General features: G+C 69.1%; 18 protein-coding genes, 1 tRNA gene and 1 pseudogene. 4 read left to right on the top strand and 16 right to left on the bottom strand.

What is annotated here, in order from left to right; genetic code table 11:
• The first annotated feature begins 11 nt into the window (after positions 1-11).
• A complete protein-coding gene (locus A6048_RS07030) occupies positions 12-866 on the top strand; it encodes a class I SAM-dependent methyltransferase (protein WP_107748406.1) in 855 nt (284 codons plus the stop codon).
• 28 nt (positions 867-894) lie between these two features.
• Here A6048_RS07030 and A6048_RS07025 read toward each other — a convergent pair whose 3' ends face one another.
• The 4 genes from A6048_RS07025 to polA all read right to left on the bottom strand — a co-directional run bounded on the left by A6048_RS07025 (position 895) and on the right by polA (position 6469).
• Positions 895-1656: an amino acid ABC transporter ATP-binding protein gene (locus A6048_RS07025; protein WP_107748405.1), complete on the bottom strand. Its 762-nt coding sequence runs from the start codon at positions 1654-1656 to the stop codon at positions 895-897.
• Complete coding sequence (locus A6048_RS07020; RefSeq protein ID WP_107748404.1) at positions 1653-2636, bottom strand: amino acid ABC transporter permease; 984 nt, start codon at positions 2634-2636, stop codon at positions 1653-1655. Before A6048_RS07020 ends, A6048_RS07025 begins: the two co-directional genes overlap by 4 nt.
• Before the next feature lie 11 nt (positions 2637-2647).
• A complete protein-coding gene (locus A6048_RS07015) occupies positions 2648-3550 on the bottom strand; it encodes an ABC transporter substrate-binding protein (protein ID WP_107748403.1) in 903 nt (300 codons plus the stop codon).
• 138 nt (positions 3551-3688) lie between these two features.
• A complete protein-coding gene (polA, locus tag A6048_RS07010; protein WP_200837297.1) occupies positions 3689-6469 on the bottom strand; it encodes a DNA polymerase I in 2781 nt (926 codons plus the stop codon).
• Between the two features lie 79 nt (positions 6470-6548).
• Between polA and A6048_RS07005 the strand changes: the two genes are divergently transcribed.
• A tRNA-Leu gene (locus tag A6048_RS07005) sits at positions 6549-6622 on the top strand.
• 80 nt (positions 6623-6702) lie between these two features.
• Here the strand turns inward: A6048_RS07005 and A6048_RS07000 are convergent.
• On the bottom strand, positions 6703-7755 hold the full coding sequence (locus A6048_RS07000; RefSeq protein ID WP_211310060.1) for a pentapeptide repeat-containing protein: 1053 nt from the start codon (positions 7753-7755) through the stop codon (positions 6703-6705).
• A 377-nt stretch (positions 7756-8132) separates the two neighbouring features.
• Entirely contained in the window at positions 8133-8300 is a 168-nt protein-coding gene (locus A6048_RS18235; RefSeq protein ID WP_159110196.1) for a hypothetical protein, read from the bottom strand.
• 230 nt (positions 8301-8530) lie between these two features.
• On the opposite strand from A6048_RS18235, the gene A6048_RS06990 reads away from it, so the two are divergent.
• Positions 8531-9001: a MarR family winged helix-turn-helix transcriptional regulator gene (locus A6048_RS06990; protein WP_107748401.1), complete on the top strand. Its 471-nt coding sequence runs from the start codon at positions 8531-8533 to the stop codon at positions 8999-9001.
• A complete protein-coding gene (locus A6048_RS06985) occupies positions 8998-10860 on the top strand; it encodes an MDR family MFS transporter (RefSeq protein WP_107748400.1) in 1863 nt (620 codons plus the stop codon). Before A6048_RS06990 ends, A6048_RS06985 begins: the two co-directional genes overlap by 4 nt.
• Positions 10861-10987: 127 nt before the next feature.
• Here A6048_RS06985 and A6048_RS06980 read toward each other — a convergent pair whose 3' ends face one another.
• The 10 genes and pseudogenes from A6048_RS06980 to trpC form a co-directional block, all read right to left on the bottom strand.
• The gene (locus A6048_RS06980) at positions 10988-11437 is read right to left on the bottom strand and encodes an SRPBCC family protein (protein ID WP_107748399.1); all 450 of its coding nucleotides are present in this window, start codon (positions 11435-11437) and stop codon (positions 10988-10990) included.
• Between the two features lie 76 nt (positions 11438-11513).
• Positions 11514-14261, bottom strand: a complete 2748-nt coding sequence (locus A6048_RS06975; protein WP_107748466.1) for a cation-translocating P-type ATPase — start codon at positions 14259-14261, stop codon at positions 11514-11516.
• Between the two features lie 17 nt (positions 14262-14278).
• Positions 14279-14938, bottom strand: coding sequence for an MBL fold metallo-hydrolase (locus tag A6048_RS06970; RefSeq protein WP_107748398.1), 660 nt, complete (start codon positions 14936-14938; stop codon positions 14279-14281).
• Positions 14935-16020: an S-(hydroxymethyl)mycothiol dehydrogenase gene (locus tag A6048_RS06965; RefSeq protein ID WP_107748397.1), complete on the bottom strand. Its 1086-nt coding sequence runs from the start codon at positions 16018-16020 to the stop codon at positions 14935-14937. The genes A6048_RS06970 and A6048_RS06965 overlap by 4 nt, the downstream gene beginning before the upstream one ends.
• Positions 16021-16159: 139 nt before the next feature.
• A complete protein-coding gene (locus tag A6048_RS06960) occupies positions 16160-16888 on the bottom strand; it encodes a M23 family metallopeptidase (RefSeq protein ID WP_107748396.1) in 729 nt (242 codons plus the stop codon).
• A gap of 177 nt (positions 16889-17065) precedes the next feature.
• Positions 17066-18484: a pyruvate kinase gene (gene pyk, locus A6048_RS06955; protein WP_107748395.1), complete on the bottom strand. Its 1419-nt coding sequence runs from the start codon at positions 18482-18484 to the stop codon at positions 17066-17068.
• A 46-nt stretch (positions 18485-18530) separates the two neighbouring features.
• Positions 18531-19427 (bottom strand): annotated as a pseudogene (gene lgt / locus A6048_RS06950) (prolipoprotein diacylglyceryl transferase); the annotation flags it as partial.
• A complete protein-coding gene (gene trpA / locus A6048_RS06945) occupies positions 19421-20212 on the bottom strand; it encodes a tryptophan synthase subunit alpha (RefSeq protein ID WP_107748393.1) in 792 nt (263 codons plus the stop codon). The gene trpA and the pseudogene lgt, both read right to left, overlap by 7 nt.
• Entirely contained in the window at positions 20209-21504 is a 1296-nt protein-coding gene (trpB, locus tag A6048_RS06940; protein ID WP_107748392.1) for a tryptophan synthase subunit beta, read from the bottom strand. The genes trpA and trpB overlap by 4 nt, the downstream gene beginning before the upstream one ends.
• 67 nt (positions 21505-21571) lie before the next feature.
• Positions 21572-22384, bottom strand: a complete 813-nt coding sequence (gene trpC / locus A6048_RS06935) for an indole-3-glycerol phosphate synthase TrpC (RefSeq protein ID WP_107748391.1) — start codon at positions 22382-22384, stop codon at positions 21572-21574.
• Between the last annotated feature and the right edge of the window lie 78 nt (positions 22385-22462).

Here is a 22462-nt window from a genome sequence, read left to right as displayed (position 1 = left end):
TAGGTGGACAGATGTTCACGAGCGTGTACGCACGCGACGGTCAACTGTACTCTGCCAGCGTGACGTCCACAAACCCCCCCGACCATGGTGAGTCCGTCCGCGCCTCCCGTACATGGTGGGACACCGAAGCGGTCGAGTACCACGACGAACACGGCGACTTCCTCGGTGCCCACTCCCCTGACGGCGAGTTCGTGTGGTGCCCTGAGAGCCTGCACGAGGGCGACTGGAATCTCCTCGGCGACGTCGCGGGCCGCGACGTCCTGGAGATCGGCTGTGGTTCGGCGCCGTGCTCCCGGTGGATCGCCGGCCGCGGGGCCCGCGCCGTCGCCGTGGACCTCTCCGCCGGGATGCTCCGCGTGGGCGCCGAGGCCGCGAGCAGGTCGACGGGCCCGGCGGCCGGCGTACCACTGATCCAGGCCGATGCCGGCCGCCTGCCGTTCGCCGCCGACAGTTTCGACGTCGCGTTCTCCGCGTTCGGGGCCATCCCCTTCGTGGCGGACACCGCCGGCGTCATGGCGGAGGCGGCACGCGTGCTCCGGCCCGGCGGACGGTTCGTCTTCTCCGTCAACCACCCGATGCGGTGGATCTTCCGTGACGATCCGGGCCCCGAGGGACTCGTCGCCGCGTTCCCGTACTTCGACCGGACGCCGTACACCGAGTACGACGAAGAGGGCGGGCTGACCTACGTCGAACACCACCGCACGGTGGGCGACCGGATCCGGGAGCTGGTGGGTGCCGGATTCGTGGTCCGGGACCTGATCGAACCGGAATGGCCGGAGTGGCTGGACCGCGAGTGGGGGCAGTGGAGCCCCATGCGGGGCAGCGTCTTCCCCGGCACCGCCATCTTCGTGGCCACTCTCCCCTGACCGCCCGGCCCCGACCTCGCGGCGCGGGCTACAGGATCTTGGACAGGAAGTCCTGCGTCCGCTGGTGCCGGGGCGCCCCGAGCACCTCGGACGGGCGCCCGGCCTCGACCACGACACCGTCGTCCATGAAGGCGATCGTGTCGGCCACCTCCCGGGCGAAGCCCATCTCGTGGGTGACCACGACCATGGTCATACCGGCGTCGGCGAGGTCACGCATGACGCCCAGGACCTCACCCACCAGCTCGGGGTCCAGGGCCGAGGTGGGCTCGTCGAACAGCATGAGCTTGGGCTCCATCGCCAGCGCGCGGGCGATGGCCACCCGCTGCTGCTGCCCACCGGACAGCTGCGCCGGATAGGCGTCCGCCTTCGCCGAGAGCCCGACCTTCTGCAGCAGATCCCTTCCCCGCGCGGTGGCCTCAGCCCGGGATTCGCCCTTGACCAGCATCGGGGCCTCGATGACGTTCTCGAGGGCGGTGCGGTGCAGGAACAGGTTGAAGTGCTGGAACACCATCCCGATGTCCCGGCGCTGCCTGGCCGCGTGCTTGGGCGAGATCTCGTAGAGCTTGTCCCCCTTCTCGCGGTACCCCACCAGGTCGCCGTCGACGTACAGCCGACCGGCATCGACACGCTCGAGGTGGTTGATGCACCGGAGGAATGTGGACTTGCCGGACCCGGACGGGCCGACGAGGCACAGCACCTCTCCGGCGTCCACCTCGATGTCGATGCCCTTGAGCACCCTCAGCGAGCCGAAGCTCTTGCAGACCTGCTCGGCCCTGACCATCGGAGTCATGGCATTCCTCCCGACTGATCGGTGCCCCTGGCCGCGGCGAGCCCGGAGGGGGTGAGGCCGTCCGCCTCGGCGAGTGCCCGCAGCTGCTTGCCCGTGAGTTGGCGGGTGGCGCCGCGCGAGAACTTCTTCTCCAGGAAGTGCTGGCCCACCATCAGGACGCTGGTGATGACCAGGTACCAGGTGGCCGCGACCAGCAGCAGCGGGATGGGTTGGAAGTTGACCCCGGAGATGTCCCTGGCCTGACCGTAGAGCTCGCCGGAGAACGGGATGGCCACGACGAGCGAGGTGGTCTTGAGCATGGAGATCAGCTCGTTGCCGGTGGGCGGGATGATCACCCGCATGGCCTGCGGCAGGATGGTGCGGCGCATGGTCTGACCCCACGACATGCCGAGCGCGGTGGAGGCCTCGGCCTGGCCCTCCGGGACGGACGAGATGCCCGCCCGCACGATCTCTGCCATGTAGGCGGCCTCATTCATGGCCAGACCCACCACTGCCAGCCAGAATGCCGAGTACAACACCATCGTGTCGTCGAAGCGGACGATCTGGAAGTCGGTGAACGGGATGCCGAACTGGACCTGCCGGTACAGCGTGAAGATCAGGCCCCAGAACAGCAACTGCACGTAGATGGGGGTCCCGCGGAAGATCCACAGGTAGACCCACGCCACGGCCTTGAGCACGGGGTTGCTGCTCATCCGCATCACCGAGAGGACGACCCCCAGGATGACGGCGAGGATCATCGACAGCACCGTCAGCGCGATGGTGTAGAACACCGCCATGCCGAACCGGGTGTCGAACAGGTACTGGCCGTAGGTGTCCCAACCGTAGGCCGGGTTGGTCGCCGCGCCCCAGACGAACAGGAACACGAGTACCAGAACGATCGTCGCCGAGACCCACCGCCACGGGTGCCGGAGCGGCACCGCCTCGATGGGGTCCGGGGCGTCCGCCCGGGGGGCCGTGGCCCCGTTCTGCGCGGTGCTCACCGACCGGTCACTCAGCCCTTCCGGATCTCGGCGTCGTCGATCAACCCGTCCTCGAGGCCCCAGTTCTGGGCGATCTTCTCGAAGTCGCCGGTCTCGATGAGCTTGTCCGCTGCAGCCTCGAGCGCGGCCGCCAGTTCGGATCCCTTGCGCACGGGCCAGCCGTAGGGGGCGGAGTCGAAGACGTCGCCGGCCAGCTGCATCTTGCCCTCGGACTGCTTGACGGCGTACGCCGAGATGGGCGAGTCGGCGGACATGGCGTCGACCTTGCCCAGCGCCACGGCGGTGGAGGCCTCGTCCTGGGAGTCGAACTGGACCTTCTCGATCGCGGGATTGCCGGCGGCGACGCACGCCTCGCTGCGGGCGGGCACGTCCTCCTGGTCGGAGACCGTGGTGCGCTGGACGGCGACACTCAGGCCGCAGGCGTCGTCGGGGTCCACGTCGGTGCCGGCGGCCGATGCCCACTGGATGCCGGCTTCGAAGTAGGTGACAAAGTCGACGGTCTGCAGCCGCTCGTCGTTGACGGTGAACGACGAGGCACCCATGTCCATGGTGCCGCCCTCGATCGCCGGGATGATCTTCTCGAAGTCGGACTCACGGAACTCCGCGCGCAGCCCCATGAGCTGCGCCGCCGCGGTCATCACGTCGATGTCGAAGCCGACGATCTCACCTTGCTCGTTCTTGAACTCGTTGGGCGCGTACGGCGGGTTGGTGCCGATCACCAGCACGCCCTTCTCGCGGATCTCGTCAGGTACGAGGGCGGCGATCTCGTCGTCCGTCTCGAGCGAGACCTCCTGCATGGGCTCCCCCGAGTCCTCGGGCCCCTCGGTGTTGGTCGTGCAGCCGGTGAGCGCGAGGGCCGCTGTGGCGGTGAGTGCCAGTGCGGCACGAAGGCCGCGCCGTGAGGTGAGGGTCATGTGCGTGCCCTTTCAGGCGTCGGGTAGCCGAATCTGCAATGAACCTAGGGCATACGCCGAGCACCACAAAACGGATCGCCCGCATTTGGCGTCGGTGGTAACTCACTGGTTACCTCACCGGCTACCCTCACTGGTTACTCAGTGGGCGGCGGAATCCCAGTCGGGTCCCGTGCCCGTGGAGACGTCCAGTGGGACGTTGAGTTCGATGGCGGAGTACATCCGGTCGACGACGAGCTCGCGGACCTCCTCGAGTTCCCCCTTCGCCACCTCGAGGACCAGTTCGTCGTGGACCTGGAGCAGCAGACGGCTCTGCAGTCCCCGCTCGTCGAGGTCGGCGTCGACCTTGAGCATCGCCGCCTTGATGATGTCCGCGGCGGTGCCCTGGATCGGGGCGTTGAGGGCCGCGCGCTCGGCGTTCTCACGCTTGAGCCGGTTGTCCGAGTTGAGCTCGGGCAGGTAGCGCCGACGACCGAAGAGGGTCTCGGTGTAGCCGTCCCGACGGGCCTGGTCCACCACGGCGTGCAGGTAGTCGCGGACTCCCCCGAAGCGGGAGAAGTAGGCGTCCATCTGCTCGCGGGCCTCGTTCTGGCTGATCCCGAGCTGCGCGGCCAGACCGAAGGCGCTGAGCCCGTAGGCCAGGCCGTAGCTCATGGCCTTGACCCGGCGCCGCAGCTCCGGGGTGACCTCGTCGATGGGCACCCCGAAAGCCCGCGAGCCCACGAACGAGTGGAGGTCCTCGCCGGTCCGGAACGCCTCGATGAGCCCCTCGTCACCGGACAGGTGCGCCATGACACGCATCTCGATCTGGCTGTAGTCGGCCGTGAGCAGGCAGTCGTAGCCCTCACCCACGACAAACGACTTGCGGATGCGTCGGCCGTCCTCGGTGCGGACCGGGATGTTCTGCAGGTTCGGATCGGTCGAGGACAGTCGCCCGGTCGCGGCGACCGTCTGGTTGAACGTGGTGTGGATGCGACCGTCGTCGCCGATGGTCTTGATCAACCCCTCGACCGTGGTGCGCATCTTGGTGGCCTCGCGGTGCAGGAGCAGTGCCTCGAGGAAGGCTCGTCCCGGGGTGTCCCCCGTCTCCTTGGCGAGCAGCTCCTCCAGCGCCTTGGCGTCGGTGGTGTACCCGGTCTTGGTCTTCTTGGTCTTGGGCATGCCGAGGGTGTCGAACAACACCACCTGGAGCTGCTTGGGCGAGCCCAGGTTGATCTGTTCGCCCCCGATCGCTGCGTAGGCCGCGTCCGCCGCGTCACGACCGCGGTCGGCGAATCCGTCGCGCAGGTCGTCGAGGGCCGATCCGTCGACCGCGATGCCGATCGATTCCATCCTCGCCAGCACCGGCACCAGCGGCAGTTCCATGTCCGCGAGCAGCCGCGCCCCGTGCACCTGCTCCAGCTCCACGTCGAGCCGTTCGGCGAGGTCGATGACGGCCCGGGCACGGGTCGCGGCCGAGTTGGCGGCCTGCTGCTCGGCCTCGGACTCGTCGACCTCGTCCAGGAGCGACAGTTGCCTCTCCGCCGCCTCGGGCTCCGGGAGCTCACGCTGCAGGTGGCGCTGGAACAGCTCCGCCAGTCCGTAGCTGCGCTGACCGGGACGAACGAGGTACGCGGCGAGTGCCACGTCGAGGGTCACACCGCCCAGACGGAGGTCCCGACCCATCAGGGCGTGAGTGGCGGCCTTGGCGTCGTGCACCGCCTTGGCCACCGCGTCGTCGGCCAACCACGCCTGTAGAGCCTGGTCGTCGGCGGGGTCGATACGTGCGAGATCGATGTGACCGGAGGCTCCGCCGGCCGCGGCCACCGTGACCGTCTGTGCGTCCCCCTCGCCGGGGCGGGAGGGGCCGACGACGACGAGGCCGTGCCGCTTCCCTGCCGGCGCGTGGGCCGCGAGCCAGTCCGAGACCTCACCAGCCCGCAGGACCGCGGCCTGCTCGATCTCGATCTCCGGCACCGGCTCGGGTGCGCCTTCGGGAAGGAATGCCGAAAGGAAGCGGTCGCGGGCCTGTGGGCCGAACTCCAACCGGTCGAACAGGGCGTTGACGTCGGACCGTTCGGGCAGCCGACGGGTGAGTTCATCCAGCTGGACGCCGAGGTCGAGGTCCCGGGTGAGTTCGGTGATGCGGCGGTTGAGCTGCACCTGCGGGAGGTGCTCGCGGAAGCTCTCCCCCACCTTGCCCTTGACCTCGTCCGCGTGAGCGATGAGTTCCGACAGGCTGCCGTACTGCACGATCCACTTCGCCGCCGTCTTGTCGCCGACCTTGGGCACGCCGGGGAGGTTGTCGGAGGTGTCGCCCCGGAGCGCGGCCACGTCCGGGTACTGCGCGGGCGTCACCCCGTACTTGGCCTCGACCGCCTCGGGGGTGAAGCGGGCGAGCTCCGAAACTCCCTTGACCGGGTAGAGGACGGTCACCGCGTCGGAGACCAGCTGCAGCGCGTCGCGGTCTCCCGTGCAGATGAGAGTGTCGGCCCCTTCGGCCTGGGTGGCCAGAGTGGCGATGATGTCGTCGGCCTCGTGGCCTTCCAGCGACAACGTGCGGACCCCGAGTGCCACCAGGGCCTCCTGGATCAGCTCTACCTGTCCCTTGAACTCCTCGGGGGCCGCCGACCGCGTGGACTTGTACTCCGGGTACTCGGCCGTCCGGTGCAGGGTCGCGCGGGAGACGTCGAACGCCACCGCCAGGTGGGTGGGCTCCTCGGTGGTGACCAGGTTGGCGACCATCGACAGGAAGCCGTAGACCGCGTTGGTGTGTTGCCCGGACGCGGTGGAGAAGTTCTCCGCGGGAAGGGCGTAGAACGCCCTGAACGCCAACGAGTGCCCGTCGAGGAGCAACAGACGGGTGGGCCCGTGTGCCTCGGTGGCGTCGGTGGACGCGGTGGTGGCGGAACTGGCTTCTGCGGTCTGGCTCGTGGTGCTCACACGGCCACTCTAGGGCGGGCGTCGGACAGCCGCTCATCGGTCGTCGGTTAGACTTTCCGACCAGCGGCTCGCCGCGTTCGCCCCCGTAGCCCAATTGGCAGAGGCAACGGATTCAAAACCCGTCCAGTGTCGGTTCGAGTCCGACCGGGGGCACCCTTTCGCCGCAGATCACTTGAATGGACGGTACCGCGGGACGTCCGCGGGCTCACGCCAGTCCGCAGCAGGTCGGAGGCTCAACTGCTTCCGAACAGGGTCAGGACCAACGATCCGAATCCGGGCGCCGGGGCCACGGGAGGCGGCGTGGAGAGATCGGGGTCGGGTGCCGGAATCGTCACCCGCGTGGGAGGTACGAGACCCAGGTAGCCCGTCGTCGACAACAGGCGGCTGTCGGTGGTGCCGTCCCCGCCCTCACACTGCCACTCGATACCAAGCGGTCCGGCCCCCGCGTTCTGCACCGATTCGACCGTACTGTTCGGCAACACGGTGACAGTGGGCCCCGGGTACGGAGCGAGGTTGTTGTACGTGCCATCCGCGTCGGTCGGACGGGCTTCGAAGGAGCAGTCGAACGATGACGTGCTGGACTTGTTCGTCCAGGTGGTCTTCAGCGACCACGCGGCGTACCCCTTCTGAGCCGCTGCCGTCAGCGAGATCGGTCCACTGTCCGGCGCTGGGGGCGGAGGCGGCGGCGGGTAACCGGGAGGACCTGCGAGCGGCGTCCCGGTCGAACCCGCCAGGTCCACGCCGATGGCATCGGTGAAGATCGCTCCCGTGACATCGGCGTAGATCCTCGCGCCCGTCAGATCCGCACCCGTGAAGTCAGCATCCGTCAGATCGGCCATGTTGAACTGCGCGTTGGTCAGATCCGCGTCGACGAATGTCGCGTCCTGGGCGTTGGATTGCCACAGCCGAGCGCCGGTGAGGACTGCTCCTGTGGCGTCCAGATGTTGCATACCGGCATTGTTGAAGTACGCCCCGACCGCGGAGACGGATCGAAAAGTGGCAAAAGCCAGGTCTGCACCGGAGAAATCGGTGCCCACTGGGAATGTGCGTCCCTCCAGGTTGGCGCGTTCGAATACTCCACTTTCCCAGGACACGTCGACGAACGGCGGGCTGGACAAGTCGTAACCGCTGAGATCTGCACCGAAACACTGGGCGGTGACGCCACGGTCATAGGGCAGGGTGCAACCGGGGACCGTGACCCCACTACTGTCCACAACTGGTTCCGCTGGCGCGGCATACGCCGCGGGCGACACAGGCGAGAGCCCCGCCGCGACGACGAGCGCCACGATGCCCCACCGTAGTGCGCCCCGCCCTGGCATGACCCGGAAGCGCCGCGACGTCGATTCACACCCGGACATCACGATCGGTCCACCTCGATGGCAGTTAATAGCACCGTGTCGGTACCGGGGAAGGCGAAGCGGATGACGGACATACACATCGTGGGATTCCTGACGCTCTGGCCCTCGACCGGGGAAAATCCCCGCGACTACGCCAATGGTTACCACGGATTGCTCAGACTTGTGACTGCTATCCACTCAGGTGACTAGCCCGGGGACGCGGCCCGATGGCGCGAGACCGAAGAGCAGAGCGCGATGTCAGCGAGGCGGGGCTTCGTCCGGGGTCGGTCGGAGTCCGACCAGGGGTAACCGCACGACCGAGTGGCTCAGCCAGCGCTGCCCGGCTGGGCGCGCGTGATCAGCGCGACGAGGTGTGTGACCAACTCGTCCTGGGACATCGGGTTCTCGAGGTCATCCCCCTGCCACGCCATCAGCAACCCCCACATCCCGACGAACAGGACGGTGGAGACGACCTCTGCCTCCGCAGGGTCCATCGGCGCCACGGGAGTACCACTCCCGGCGTGATCCAGGTAGGCCGACATCAACTGAGACGCCATCGCGCGGCCCCGGCGGGCCAGCGCCGCATTGGTGGCCCCCTCCACCGCGGACGGGGTCGGCTGGCCGACGGTGCCGGCGGCGCCCGGCCCCGCGCGAGTTGCCGGAGACGTGAACCAGGTATATATTTGCTTGCTGCAAGCAATTTAATCGTGCCGGGGAGGACCAGATGGCAATCGATACCGACCAGAGCGCCCAGCTCGTCGTGGACCTGTCACGCGTGGTCAAACTGCTACGCGCGGTCAATGTCTCGGTCCCCCGTTTCCACGAATACCTCGAATCGTCAGCCCATCCCCTGCTGTTCGCCATCCACGACGAACCCGCACGGGTCACCGACCTGGCAGACCGAGTACACACCGACGTCTCGGTGGTGAGCCGCCAGGTCCGTCACCTCGAGACGCTCGGCCTGGTCACCAAGGTTCCCGACCCGGACGACGGACGGGCGAGCCTCGTCACGCTCTCCGCCGAGGGAACGGACCTCGTCACCCGCGTGTTCGACGGCCGCGGCCAGTGGATGGCCCAGGTGCTCGCCGATTGGACACCCGAGCAGGCCGCGTCCCTCAACGAGGGGCTCACTCACCTCGCGGAGTCCCTGCGCACCGAACTCGACGCCCTCACGTCCGCCAAGGAGAACCGATGACCACCCCCGGGACAGCCGCCACGAGCACCGGCGCGGGCACAGGCGAGGACGGCGAGTTCTCGCATCGCCAGATCCTCGTGATCCTCGCCGGGCTGATGTCCGCGATGTTCCTCGCCAGCCTCGACCAGACCATCGTCTCGACCGCCATCAGGACCATCGCCGACGACCTACAGGGCCTGGACGCGCAGGCCTGGGTCACCACCGCCTACCTCATGACGTCGACGATCTCGACGCCGCTGTACGGCAAACTCTCCGATATCTACGGGCGCAAGCCGTTCTTCGTGATCGGCATCGTGATCTTCGTGTTCGGCTCCCTGCTGTGCACGCTCGCCGATTCGATGTACACGCTAGCGCTGTACCGCGGGATCCAGGGACTGGGGGCGGGCGCCCTCATGTCGCTCTCACTGGCGATCATCGGCGACATCATCCCGCCCCGGGACCGCGCCAAGTACCAGGGCTACATGCTCGCGGTGTTCGCCTCCTCCTCGGTCATAGGTCCGGTCGTCGGCGGCTTCTTCGCCGGTGTCGAGACGATCTTCGGCATCGACGGCTGGCGCTGGATCTTCCTCATCAACGTCCCCATCGGCGCCGTCGCGCTGACCCTCGTGATGATCACCCTCAACGTCAAGAACGTCCGCGTGGACCACCGGGTGGACTGGGCGGGCGCGGCTGCGATCGTCGTCGGACTGGTGCCGCTCCTACTGGTGGCCGAACAGGGCAATACCTGGGGCTGGGGCTCGCCGGCCGCACTCGCCTGCTACGTCGTCGGCCTCGCAGGGGTCGGACTGTTCCTCATCGTCGAGGCCCGGGCCGGCGACCAGGCCCTCATCCCACTGCGACTGTTCCGCGACCGCACCTTCGCCATCGTCACCGCCGGCGGGGTGATCGTGGGAATGGCCATGTTCGGCGGCATGATGACCCTCCCGCTGTACATGCAGATCGTCCACGGCGCCGACCCCATGGAGTCCGGACTCATGATGCTGCCACTGGTGGCGGGCATGATGGGCGCCTCGATCGTGTCGGGTCAGCTCATCTCCCGAACCGGCCGGGTCCGCGAGTTCCCGATCCTCGGCACCGCCATCTCGGCCGTCGGACTGTTCCTGCTGTGGACCATCGACGCCGACACCTCACTGACCCTGGTGATGGCCTACATGCTGGTCCTGGGCATCGGCCTGGGCAACTGCATGCAGCCGCTCACCCTGATCGTCCAGAACGCCGTGAGCCCGCGCGAGATCGGCGTGGCCACCGCCTCCGCCACCTTCTTCCGCCAACTCGGCGGCACGGCCGGCGTGGCCGTGTTCCTGTCGATCCTCTTCAGCCGGGTCGGGGGCTCCATCACGAACGAGCTGGAGCTGGCCACAGCAGACGGCAGCCTCGCCCGTGGAGTGCAAGAAGGACTGGCCGACCCGGCGCTACGCGCGGACCCCGAGGCTCTCGGGATCGTGCAGGCACTCGCGGACCCCGCGTCCGGCGCGGGCGCGGGCGCGCTCGAGACGGTCACCAAGGACTCCTCCGTGATCAACCGCCTGCCCGAGCTGATCGCCCACCCCTTCGAACAGGGTTACGCGCTGAGCATGTCGGAGATCTACCTGGTGGCCGGCATCCTCTCCGTCATCGCCACGGTGGTTCTGGCCTTCCTGCCACCGATCGTGCTCCGTACCGGCTCGGCGCAGGCCGAGGCCGCAAGGGAAGCCGCTGCGGCGGCGGCCCCGACGGGGACCGATGTCGCGGCGGCGGAGGCGGCCACGGCCGGGGATCGACCGGAGCGTTCGGACGTGACCGCGACCGTCACCGCCGAGCCCGAGGAGACGGACACGGCGACGACGACGAGGCCGGCCCCGGACGAGACGGGTCGCTGACCGCCGACACCACCCCTCGGGGCCTACTCCTCGGGGCCTGCTCCTCGGGGCCGACCGCGGGGCCGACCGCGGGGCCGACCCCGCAGCGCAGACAACGGGGCCCACCCCGCGGCGCTGATCACTGGGTTCACCCCTCGACATCGGCCTTGAGGTTGGACAGCAGCTGGTGCTGGATCCGCTTGAGCCCGGCCGGGGCGAAGGTCCGCTCGAAGAACCCGCCCACTCCCCCGGCACCGTCCCACGAGGTGGTCATCTCCACCAGCGCACCGCCGGTGGCCTCGCGGACGGTGTAGGTGGTGGCCATGGACGAGTTGGCATCCTTCTCCACCAGCGACCAGTGCGCGGCGGCATCGTCCACTGTCACAGTGGCCTTGACGTCCCGGCTGCGCTTCTTGGTGGCCTGCAGGTTCCACGCGGCCACGGTGCCGTGGCCCTGGCCTCCCTCGATCAACCGGTACGCGCTGAACTGCTCGGGCTGGATCCGGGGACGGACCTGGGCGTAGTCCGCGATCGCGGCCTCCACGGTCGCGACGGGCGCCTCGATGACGATGGTGTTGCTGGCGGTGACCCTGCCCATGATCGTGACTCCTCCTCTGCCTGACCACGTCGCGCCCACCGGGGTCGCCGGTGGCGGCACCCTCGACAAGGGCGCGTCAGACCACCACCATCGTGCCCGATACGTCAGCCCGCCGAGCGCGCCACCTCGCCCCGATCTTCCGGAGCTCCTCGAGCCAGAGAATCGACGAGCCCACCGCCACCGCCAGCAGCCACTCGTCGGCGTGCAGCGGGGTGGTGTCGAATATCCCCTGGAGGAAGGGCACCTGGACCACCGCCACCAGTAGCAACGGGACCGCGGCCAACGCGACCCAGATCGGTGCGTTGTGCGCCATGTCGCGGGAGAACACCGAACCGTCGGTGGAGCGGACGTTCATCAGGTTGAACACCTGGAAGAAGACAAAGGTGGAATAGGCCAGGGTGGTGGCGAACAACGGCACGTCCGCGCGCTCGGGGAACATGGCCTCCGCGAACGCCAACACGAGCAGCGTCCCGGTGGCCATGACCACGCCGAGCCACAGGATCCGCACCAGGCGTGCCGGGGTGAGGATCTGCTCGTCGGCCGGACGGGGTCGCCGCCGCATCGCGTCCTTCTCCACGGGCTCCACGCCCAGGGCCATCGCCGGCGGACCGTCCATGACGATGTTCACCAGCAGGACCTGCAGCGCGGTGAACGGCACGGCCGCCAGCCCGAACAGCCCGCTCGCCAGGAACACCAACACGAACGCCCACGCGGTGGTCAGCTGGAACTTCACGAACTTGACGATGTTGTCGTAGATGCCGCGGCCCTGTTCGACGGCCGAGACGATCGTGGCGAAGTTGTCGTCGGTGAGCACCATGTTTGCGGCGCCCTTGGACACGTCCGTGCCGGTGATCCCCATCGCGATCCCGATGTCCGCCTGACTCAGGGCGGGCGCGTCGTTGACGCCGTCGCCGGTCATGGCCACCACGTCCCCGCGGGACTGCAGGGCCCGGACCATCCGGATCTTGTGCTCGGGGGACACCCGGGCCAGGACTCCCAGGCCGGGGGCGCGTTCGGTCAGCTCGTCGTCGTCGACCCCGTCGAGGTCCACCCCTCGCACGGCCTCCCCCTCGATCCCGAGATCGCGGGCGATCGACGAGGCCGTGACGAGATGGTCGCCGGTGATCATGTGAACCGAGATGCCCGCCTCGCGTGCCACCCGGATGGCCTCGGCGGCCTCCGCTCGGGGCGGGTCGACTATCCCGACCACGGCGTACACGGTCAGGCCGCGCACCTCGTCGAGGAGCACGCTCTCATCGACCGCGCCGGATTCTGACTCGAACGGACGCCCCGCCACGAGCAGCGTCCGCAGTCCCCGCCCGGCGAGCTCATCGGTCGCGTGCCTGATCTCCTCGTGCAGTGTGTCGGTGAGCTCCACGGCGTCGGTGCCGTTCCACACGTGGGTCGACCGGGGTAGGAGCGCACCGGTGGCGCCCTTGACGCTGAGCACGAGTTCCCCTCCCGGGGAGCGGTTGACGGTGGCCATGAACTTGTAGTCGGAGTCGAAGGGCACCTGGGCCACCCTCGGCCGGGCGGCACGCAGTCCCTCCACGTCGAGCCCACACTTGGTGGCGGCCACGAGGAGGGCGCCCTCGGTGGGGTCGCCGACGAGTTCCCCGTCGGTCACGATCGCGTCATTGCACAGCGTCATGGCGACCGCGGCCCTCCGCAGGTCCGGAACGGCATCCGGGTCGGACGACAGGACCGTGCCCGCCGCCCGGTACCCGGTCCCGGTGACGGAGTAGGCCGAGCCGTTCGCGACGATCCGCGTCACGGTCATCTCGTTGAGGGTGAGGGTCCCGGTCTTGTCGGTGGCGATGTGACTGGTCGACCCGAGGGTCTCCACCGCCGCGAGATTCTTGATGATCGCCCCCTCGCGGGCGAGCCGCGAGGCCCCCATCGCGAGGGTGAACGCCACCACGGCGGTGAGACCCTCCGGGATGGTGGCCACGGCGAGCGAGACCGCGCTGAGGAGCATGTCCTCCCACGACTGCCCGCGCACCAGACCGATCCCCATGACCAGCGTCACCACGACCAACGCGATCACGGTGAGAACCCTGGCCAGGACCCCGATCCGCCGTTGGAGCGGCGTCTGCTCCCCGCCCGCTCCGCCGAGCAGCTCCGCGATCGCACCCATCTCGGTGTGCTCTCCGGTCCCCGTGACCACCACGCGCGCCCGACCGCGGGTGACCTCGGTGTTCATGAACACCATGCCGGTCCGGTCGCCGAGCGGCGCATCCGCGGCAGCCACCGCTCCCGCCGTCTTGTCCACGGGGACCGACTCGCCGGTCAGCGCCGACTCCGCCACCTGGAACCGGGAGGCCTCGAGGACCCGACCGTCGGCGGGGACCCGGTCACCGGATTCCACCACCACGATGTCACCCGGGACGAGGTCCGCGCTGTCCACCTCGACCTCGGAACCGTCCCGCACCACCCGGCTGTGCGGCACCGCCATATCGCGCAGCGCCGCCAGGCTCTCCTCGGCGCGCGTCTCCTGCACATAGTTCAGGACGGTGTTGAGAACCACCACCAGCAGGATGACGACCGGGGTCTCCCACTCGCGCGAGATCACGGCGCTCACCACGGCGGCCACCGCGAGGACCATGATCATGGGGTCGCGGAGCAGTCGCAGGACCCGTCTCCAGGCCGGCACGCCGGCCGCCTCCGGAAGGGCGTTGGGGCCGTGCTCCGCCAGGCGGCGCGACGCCTCGGCGCGGGTCAGGCCGTTCGACCCCGCGCCGAGGCGGGAGACCACCTCTGCGGTGGGCAGGGTGTGCCAGGGGGTGCGCTGGTCCGTCTTCGTGGCGCGGTCCGTCGTCGTCATCCCCCCATCGTGCCCGGTCAGCTGCCCCGGGCGATCCACTCCTCCAGATGCGGGGACTCCTCGCCCACCTTCGTGCCGTCACCGTGACCCGTGTGGACCAGGGTGTCGGCGGGCAGCGTGAGGATCCGGTCCCGGATCGAGGTGATGATGGTCGGGAAATCGGAGTACGACCGTCCCGTGGCGCCGGGCCCTCCGGAGAACAGGGTGTCGCCGGAGAACAGTACGCCCGCCTCGGGGACGTGGAAGACGCACGAGCCCGGCGAGTGGCCGGGGGTGTTCATGACCGTGAACCCGGTCCCGGCGATCTGGAAGGTCTGCCCGTCCTCGAGGTCCTCGTGGGCGACGGTCGGGTGGGTCTCCTCCCACAACATCTGGTCCCCGGGGTGGACGAAGACCCGCGTGTCGAGTTCGCGGGCGAGCTCGGGGGCCACGGTGATGTGATCGTTGTGGGCATGCGAACACAGGATGCCCTTGACCGTGCGCCCGGCCACCGCGTCGATGATCGGCCGGGCGGTGTGGGCGGCATCGATGATGTACACCTCGGAATCGTCACCGAGGATCCAGATGTTGTTGTCCACCTCCCACTCGCCGCCGTCGAGCGCGAAGACACCGCTCGTCACGACCTTCTCGATGCGCAGGCCACCGGCATTGCCGGCACTGGTGTAGGTCTCGCTCACAGGGTCACCACCGATCGGAGGACGGAACCGGACTTCATGGCGCCGAACGCGGCCTCGACCGCGTCCAGGCCGATGCGCTCGCTGACGAACTTCTCGAGTGGCAGCCGACCCTGCAGGTGCAGGTCCACCAGCATCGGGAAGTCGCGCTCGGGCAGGCAGTCGCCGTACCAGGAGGACTTGAGCGATCCCCCGCGACCGAAGAAGTCGAGCAGCGGCATCTCCAGCCGCATCTCGGGCGTGGGCACGCCCACCAACACCACCGTGCCGGCGAGGTCGCGGGCGTAGAAAGCCTGCTCGTAGGTCTCGGGCCGGCCGACCGCGTCGATCACGACATCGGCGCCGAAGCCGCCCGTGAGCTCCTGGATGGCGGCCACGGGGTCCGTGCCGGAGGAGTTGACCACGTCGGTGGCCCCGAAGTCGCGGGCCCACTCGAGCTTGGTGTCGTCGAGGTCCACGGCGACGATGGTCGAGGCGCCGGCCAGGCGGGCGCCGACGACCGCGGCGATGCCGACGCCGCCGCAGCCGATGACGGCGACGGACTGACCCCGCGTGACGTTGCCGGTGTTGACGGCGGCGCCGAGGCCGGCCATCACACCGCAGCCCAGCAGCCCCGCCACGGCCGGGTCGGCCGCCGGGTCCACCTTGGTGCACTGTCCCTCGTGGACGAGGGTCTTGTCGATGAACGCGCCGATCCCGAGGGCGGGGCTGAGTTCCGTGCCGTCGGTGAGGGTCATCTTCTGCGACGCGTTGTGGGTGGCGAAGCAGTACTGCTGCTGGCCGCGCTTACAGGCCCGACACTCACCGCACACCGCGCGCCAGTTCAGCACCACGAAGTCGCCCTCGGCCACATGGGTCACGCGGTCACCGACGGTCTCGACGATCCCCGCGGCCTCGTGGCCGAGGAGGAAGGGGTACTCGTCGTTGATGCCGCCGTCGCGGTACGCGAGGTCGGTGTGGCAGACGCCGCACGCCTGTACGCGGACCACGACGTCGTTCGGCCCCGGATCGGGGACCACTACGTCGACGAGCTCGACCTCGGCACCCTTGCTACGGGCTATGACGCCCCTGACGGTCTGCGACATGGATCGCTTCCTTAAGTAGATGTGGACTCTGGAGTCCACTGTGTCAGAGAAGCCGATCCCAGGGGCCCCGCAACGCACCGCGCCCCGCCTCCCCAGAGGGGAGACGGGGCGCTGCGACTCGTCGGTCGCGGGGCGTCGATCAGACGGCGACGCCGTTGGCGCGCAGCCACGGCACCGGGTCGATCCACTGGCCGGCGGGGTTGCGTACGCCGAAGTGCAGGTGCGGGCCGGTCGAGTACCCGCGGTTGCCCACGGTCCCGATGATCTGACCGGCGTTGACGCGCTGGCCCACCGAGACGTAGTTCTGGTCGTTGTGGCCGTACTCGAGCAGGTAGCCGTCGTCGGTCTGGATGCGGATCCACAGTCCGTAGCCCGAGGCCGGGCCGGCCGCGACGACCGTGCCGGACTTGACGGCGAACATCGGCGTACCGATCGGGGCGCCGAAGTCGGTGCCGTTGTGGAAGGTTCCCCAACGCGGGCCGAAGCCCGAGGTGATGGGACCGACGGTCGGGGCGTGGGCCCCGCCGACGGCGGAGGCGGCGGGCAGGCCCAGCGAACCGAACATCGCCGGGTCGATGGCGTACTCGCGCAGCTGCGCCTCGTTCAGCCCGATGCCCTGCGCGAACTCCTGGGCCATCTGGCCGAGCTGGTTGACGTCGACCATGTCGGAGGACTGGGCGGACGCGGCGGGGGCGGCGGCCATCGCCACGCCACCGGTGAGCGCGGCACCGGCTACGGCACCGGCGACGATGCGGCCCATTCCGTTGGCGGAGCGGGCGGCACGGTGGCGGCCGGCGGTCGCGCCGGAGCCGTCCACGCCAAGTCGATCGGCGAGCTCGGTGAAGGTGATTCGAGTGGCGTCGGACATCAGGGGAAACCTCGGAGTTCGGTGCGTTGGCGAAGCGGCGGGCCGACCGGCTTCCCCGGTGGCCTCCAAAAAGGTAACAGAAGTATCTCGGCTCTGTCACGTCAAAAGCACGATTAGATACAAAAGCGCCGGTGAGCGGGTGCTCACCGGCGCTACCGGGTTGTTACCCGAAGGTGATCAGTGGTCTGCTTCGCCCATCCGGTGCACGAGGATGAAGTTGGTCGACCCCTCGACTCCCGGCACGTTGCCCGCGACGATCACGATGAGGTCGTCCTCGTTGTACCCCTCGACCGGCATCAGTAGTTCGTCGGTGACCTTGACGAGCTCGGCCGTCTCGTTCATGCGATCGGTCAGGAACGTCTCGGTCCCCCACGTGAGTGCCAGCTGGCTACGGATCCGCGGATCCCCGGTGATGGCGATGAGCGGCAGGTGGCTGTGCAGGCGGGCCAGACGCCGGACCGTGTCGCCGGTCGAGGTGACCGCGACGAGTGCCTTGGCCCCCAGCCGCTCCCCGATCTCGCGAGCCGAGTAGGAGATGACCCCGCGCTTGGTCCGCGGGATGTGGACCAGGTCCGGTGCCGCGGTGGAGTCCGCCTCGACGGCGAGCGCGATGGAGGACATCGTCCGCACCGCCTCGATGGGGTACTTGCCCACCGAGGTCTCGCCCGAGAGCATGACGGCGTCGGCGCCGTCGAGGACGGCGTTGGCGACGTCCGACGCCTCCGCCCGGGTGGGCCGCGAGTTGGTGATCATGGACTCGAGCATCTGGGTGGCCACGATGACCGGCTTGGCGTTCTCCCGTGCGATCTGGATCGCCCGCTTCTGGACCAGCGGCACCTCCTGCAGGGGCAGCTCCACGCCCAGGTCGCCTCGGGCCACCATGATCGCGTCGAAGGCCAGGACGATGGACTCGAGGTTCTTGACCGCCTCCGGCTTCTCGAGCTTGGCGATCACCGGGACGTGCACCCCGACCTCGTCCATGATCTCGTGCACCAGGTCGACGTCCGCCGGCGATCGGACGAAGGACAGGGCGATGAAGTCCACTCCCAGGGCGAGCGCGAAACGCAGGTCCGCGATGTCCTTCTCGCTCAGTGCCGGAACCGAGACGTTCATCCCCGGGAGGGACACGCCCTTGTTGTTGGAGACCGTGCCGCCCTCGGTGACGACGCAGTGGACGTCCTCGCCCTCGACCCGCTGCACGGTGAGGCCGATGTTGCCGTCGTCCACGAGCAGCCTGTCGCCGGGACGGGCATCGTCGGCCAACCCCTTGTAGGTGGTGGACACACGCTCCTTGGTGCCCTCCACGTCCGCGACGGTGATGGCGACACTGTCGCCCTCCGCCCATTCGTGGCGGCCCTCGATGAAGCGGCCGAGCCTGATCTTGGGGCCCTGGAGGTCCGCGAGCACACCGACGGCGCGCCCCGACTCGTCCGAGGCCTTGCGGACCCATCGGTAGTTGGCCTCGTGGTCGGCATGGTCTCCGTGACTGAAGTTGAGCCGGGCGACGTTCATCCCGGCATCGACGAGTTCACGGATGCCGGCCTCCGACGCGACGGCGGGACCCAGGGTGCAGACGATCTTGGTACGACGGTTCACCCGTACCAATCTAGTCCCCTTACCGGGATCACCGGTTAACGCGACGTCAACGACCGGCCAACGGGGGTGCGTCCTCCGGGGACTCGTCGGGCAGGTCCTCGGGGGAACGCAGCTCGGACGGGTCCTCGCGGCCCCGGCGGGCCCGCCACACGTAGATCAGAGCGGCCACCATGACGACGACCGAGACGATGGTGTTGATACGCAGTCCGAGCACCTGGGTCGCCGCATCCGCACGGAGCAGCTCCACCCAGAATCGACCGAAGCAGTACAGGGCCACGTAGAGCGCGAAGAGTCGGCCGTGTCCGAGCCGGAACCTGCGGTCGATCACCACCAGCACGATCGCCACCAGGACGTTCCACACCAACTCGTAGAGGAACGTGGGGTGGACGGTGGCGAGCACCTGCCCGGTGGAGCGACCGATGGTCTCGGAGTATCCGTACGTCTCGTCGTAGCGCTGGTAGATCTCGAGAGCCCAGGGCACATCCGTCTCGCGGCCGTAGAGCTCCTGGTTGAAGTAGTTGCCCAGCCGCCCGATTCCCTGCGCCAGGACGATGCCCGGGGCGACCGCGTCGCCGAACGCACCGATCGCCCGGATGCCCTGCTGTCGTAGGCCGATGTAGGCGCCGACGGCGCCCAGCGCGACGGCCCCCCAGATGCCCAGACCGCCGTCCCAGATCTTCAGGGCGTCGACCGGGTTCCTGCCCTCCCCGAAGTAGCGGTACCAGTCGGTGGCCACGTGGTAGATACGACCACCCACGAGCCCGAAGGGGATGGCCCACAGTGCGGTGTCGAGCACGACTCCAGACCGCCCACCGCGGGCGACCCAGCGCTTCTCGCCCCACCAGATGGCCACGACGATGCCGAGGATGATCCACACCGCGTAGGCGCGCAACGGGAACGGTCCGATCTCCCAGACCCCCTGCGGAGGGCTGGGGATCACGAGCCGGCCCCCGGCCGACGCACGCCCGCGGCGAGTTCGGCGGTCAGACGGGCCAGCGCCTCGCCGCCCTCGGTGGCCGCGGTGATGAGCGCGGAACCCACGATCACGCCGTCCGCGTAGGAGGCGATCTCCGCCGCCTGGTCGCCGTTGCGCACCCCGAGGCCGACGCCGCACGCCAGACCCGAGTGCTCACGGACCCGGGCGGTGAGGGTGCGAGGGGCGTCCGAGACCACGTCTCGTGCACCGGTCACCCCCATGACCGCCTGGATGTAGACGAACCCGCTGGTGTGGGACAGCGTCATGGCCAGCCGCTCGTTGGTCGACGACGGCGCCACCAGGAACACCCGGTCGATCCCGTGCGCGTCGGTGGCCGCGATCCAGTCCTCCGCCTCGTCCGGGATGAGATCCGGCGTGATGACCCCGGTCCCCCCGGCGGCCGCGAGGTCCGCCGCGAACCGGTCAACGCCGTACTGCAGGATCGGGTTCCAGTAGCTCATGACGACCGGGACCGCGCCGGCCTCGGCCACCGCCCGGATCACGGCGAAGGTGTCGCGGATCCGGAAGCCGGCCTCCAGCGCCACGTCGGCGGCCGCCTGGATGGTGGGACCGTCCATCATGGGATCCGAATACGGGATCCCCACCTCGATGACGTCGCAGCCGCCCGCGACCATCGTCCGTACGGCCTCGATCGATCCCTCGACCGTGGGGTACCCCGCCGGGTAGTACCCGATGAGGGCGGCCCGGTGCTCGGCCCGGCACCGCTCGAACACCTCGCTCAGAATGCTCATGCCTCGACTCCCCCGTCCGCGTACTCGCCCTTGCCGTCGTCGGCGCCCCGGCTCGAATCCACCCCGGCCTCCGGCGGGGTCCCCCCGCCCAACAGGCCGAACCACCGGGCGGCGGTGTCGACGTCCTTGTCGCCCCGGCCCGACACGTTGACCAGGATCAGGCCGACGCCCTCGGAGGCGAGCTGCGCGGCTCCGGCGATCGCGTGGGCGGACTCGATCGCGGGGATGATCCCCTCGGTCCGGCACAGTTGGGCGAACGCGTCCATCGCCTGGGTGTCGGTCACCGGGCGGTACTCGGCCCGACCGATGTCGGACAGGTACGAGTGCTCCGGCCCGACCCCCGGGTAGTCCAGGCCGGCCGAGATCGAGTGCGATTCGATGGTCTGGCCGTCCTCGTCCTGCATCAGGTGTGCGTAGGACCCCTGGAAGACGCCCGGTCGGCCGGCGTTGACGGTCGCGGCGGTACGACCGGACGCCACGCCGTCGCCCCCCGCCTCGCAACCCACGAGGCGGACCGCCGGGTCGTCGAGGAACGGATGGAACAGTCCGATCGCATTGGACCCACCACCCACGCACGCCACGGCCGCGTCGGGCAGTCGTCCGACCCGGTCCAGGATCTGGGCGCGAGCCTCGGTGCCCACGATCCGCTGGAAGTCGCGGACCATCGCGGGGAACGGGTGCGGCCCGGCGGCGGTGCCGAACGCGTAATAGGTGTCGTCCGCCCGGGAGACCCAGTCGCGCATGGCCTCGTTGATGGCGTCCTTGAGGGTCGCGGAGCCGACCTCCACAGCCTCGACCTCAGCTCCGAGCAGACGCATCCGCGCGACGTTGAGCGCCTGGCGACGGACGTCCACCGCACCCATGAAGATCTTGCACTCCAGACCGAGCAACGCGCAGGCCGTGGCGGTGGCGACGCCGTGCTGGCCGGCACCGGTCTCGGCGATGACGCGCTTCTTGCCCATGCGGTTCGCCAACAGGACCTGGCCGAGCACGTTGTTGATCTTGTGCGACCCGGTGTGATTGAGGTCCTCACGCTTGAGGAACACCCGGGCACCGATCTCGGCCCCGAAACGCCCCGCCTCGTACAGCGGCGACGGCCGACCCGAGTAGTCGCGCTGAAGACGGTCCAGCTCGTCCAGATACGTGTCGTCGGCGCGGGCCTTGGCGTAGGCGTCGGCCACTTCGTCGACGACCGCCATGAGCGCCTCGGGCACGTATCGCCCACCGAAAGCGCCCCAGTGGCCTCGCTGGTCGGGCTCGTGTCCGGTGGTCGTCCGGAGCACGTCTCCCATCGAGGGCAGCGGTGTCAGCTCGTTAGAATTCACGGCTCCCAGTCTGCCGGAAGCGTGCGACGGGGGCCTAGCGGGGTCCCTGCGGGCAGGACGGGTGGGAACCCGCCGTGGCCAGGGCGTTGCACGCCGCGCGCGGGTCACCCTTGGTCACCAGGCCCTCGCCGACGAGCACCGCGTCCGCACCCACACTGGCGTACGCCAGGAGGTCGGATGCGTCCCGGACGCCCGACTCGGCGATCTTCACCACCCCGGACGGGAGGCCGGGAGCGATGCGGGAGAACACGTCGCGGTCGACCTCGAGGGTCTTGAGGTTGCGGGCGTTGACACCGATGACGGTGGCACCGGCCTCCAGGGCACGGTCGGCTTCCTCTTCCGTGTGCACCTCCACCAGGGCCGTCATCCCGAGCGACTCCGTGCGGTCCAGCAGGGACACCAGCGCGTCCTGCTCGAGCGCGGCCACGATGAGCAGCACCAGGTCCGCGCCGTGCGCCCGGGCCTCGTGGATCTGGTACGGCCCCACCACGAAGTCCTTGCGGAGCACCGGGATGTCGACCGCGCGGCGGACGGCGTCCAGGTCCGCCAGGCTGCCGTTGAAGCGCCGCTCCTCGGTCAGGCAGGAGATGATGCGGGCTCCACCCTCCTCGTACATCCGGGCCAGCACCGCGGGATCGGGGATCTCGGCGAGTTGTCCCTTGGAGGGGCTGGCGCGCTTGACCTCGGCGATGACGCCGACACCGGCGCCCCGGAGTGCCTTGAGTGCGTCACGCGGTTCAGGCGCCGACCGGGCCGCCTCCTTGACCGCAGTGAGGTCGATGACAGCCTCGCGGGCCGCGACGTCCTCGCGGACCCCGTCGATAATCGAGTCGAGCACGGTACCCACCGTGACCTCCCTCTGCAGTGATCGGGCAAGAAGTGTGATCGAGATCAACAATAGAGGGAGCGGGCGGGGTTCTGAGAA

Origin of the sequence: Dietzia psychralcaliphila, from assembly GCF_003096095.1 — a bacterium.
Classification (GTDB): Bacteria; Actinomycetota; Actinomycetes; order Mycobacteriales; family Mycobacteriaceae; genus Dietzia; species Dietzia psychralcaliphila.
The sequence above is the reverse complement of the archived record's forward strand: the minus strand, read 5'-3'. Positions and strand labels throughout refer to the sequence as shown.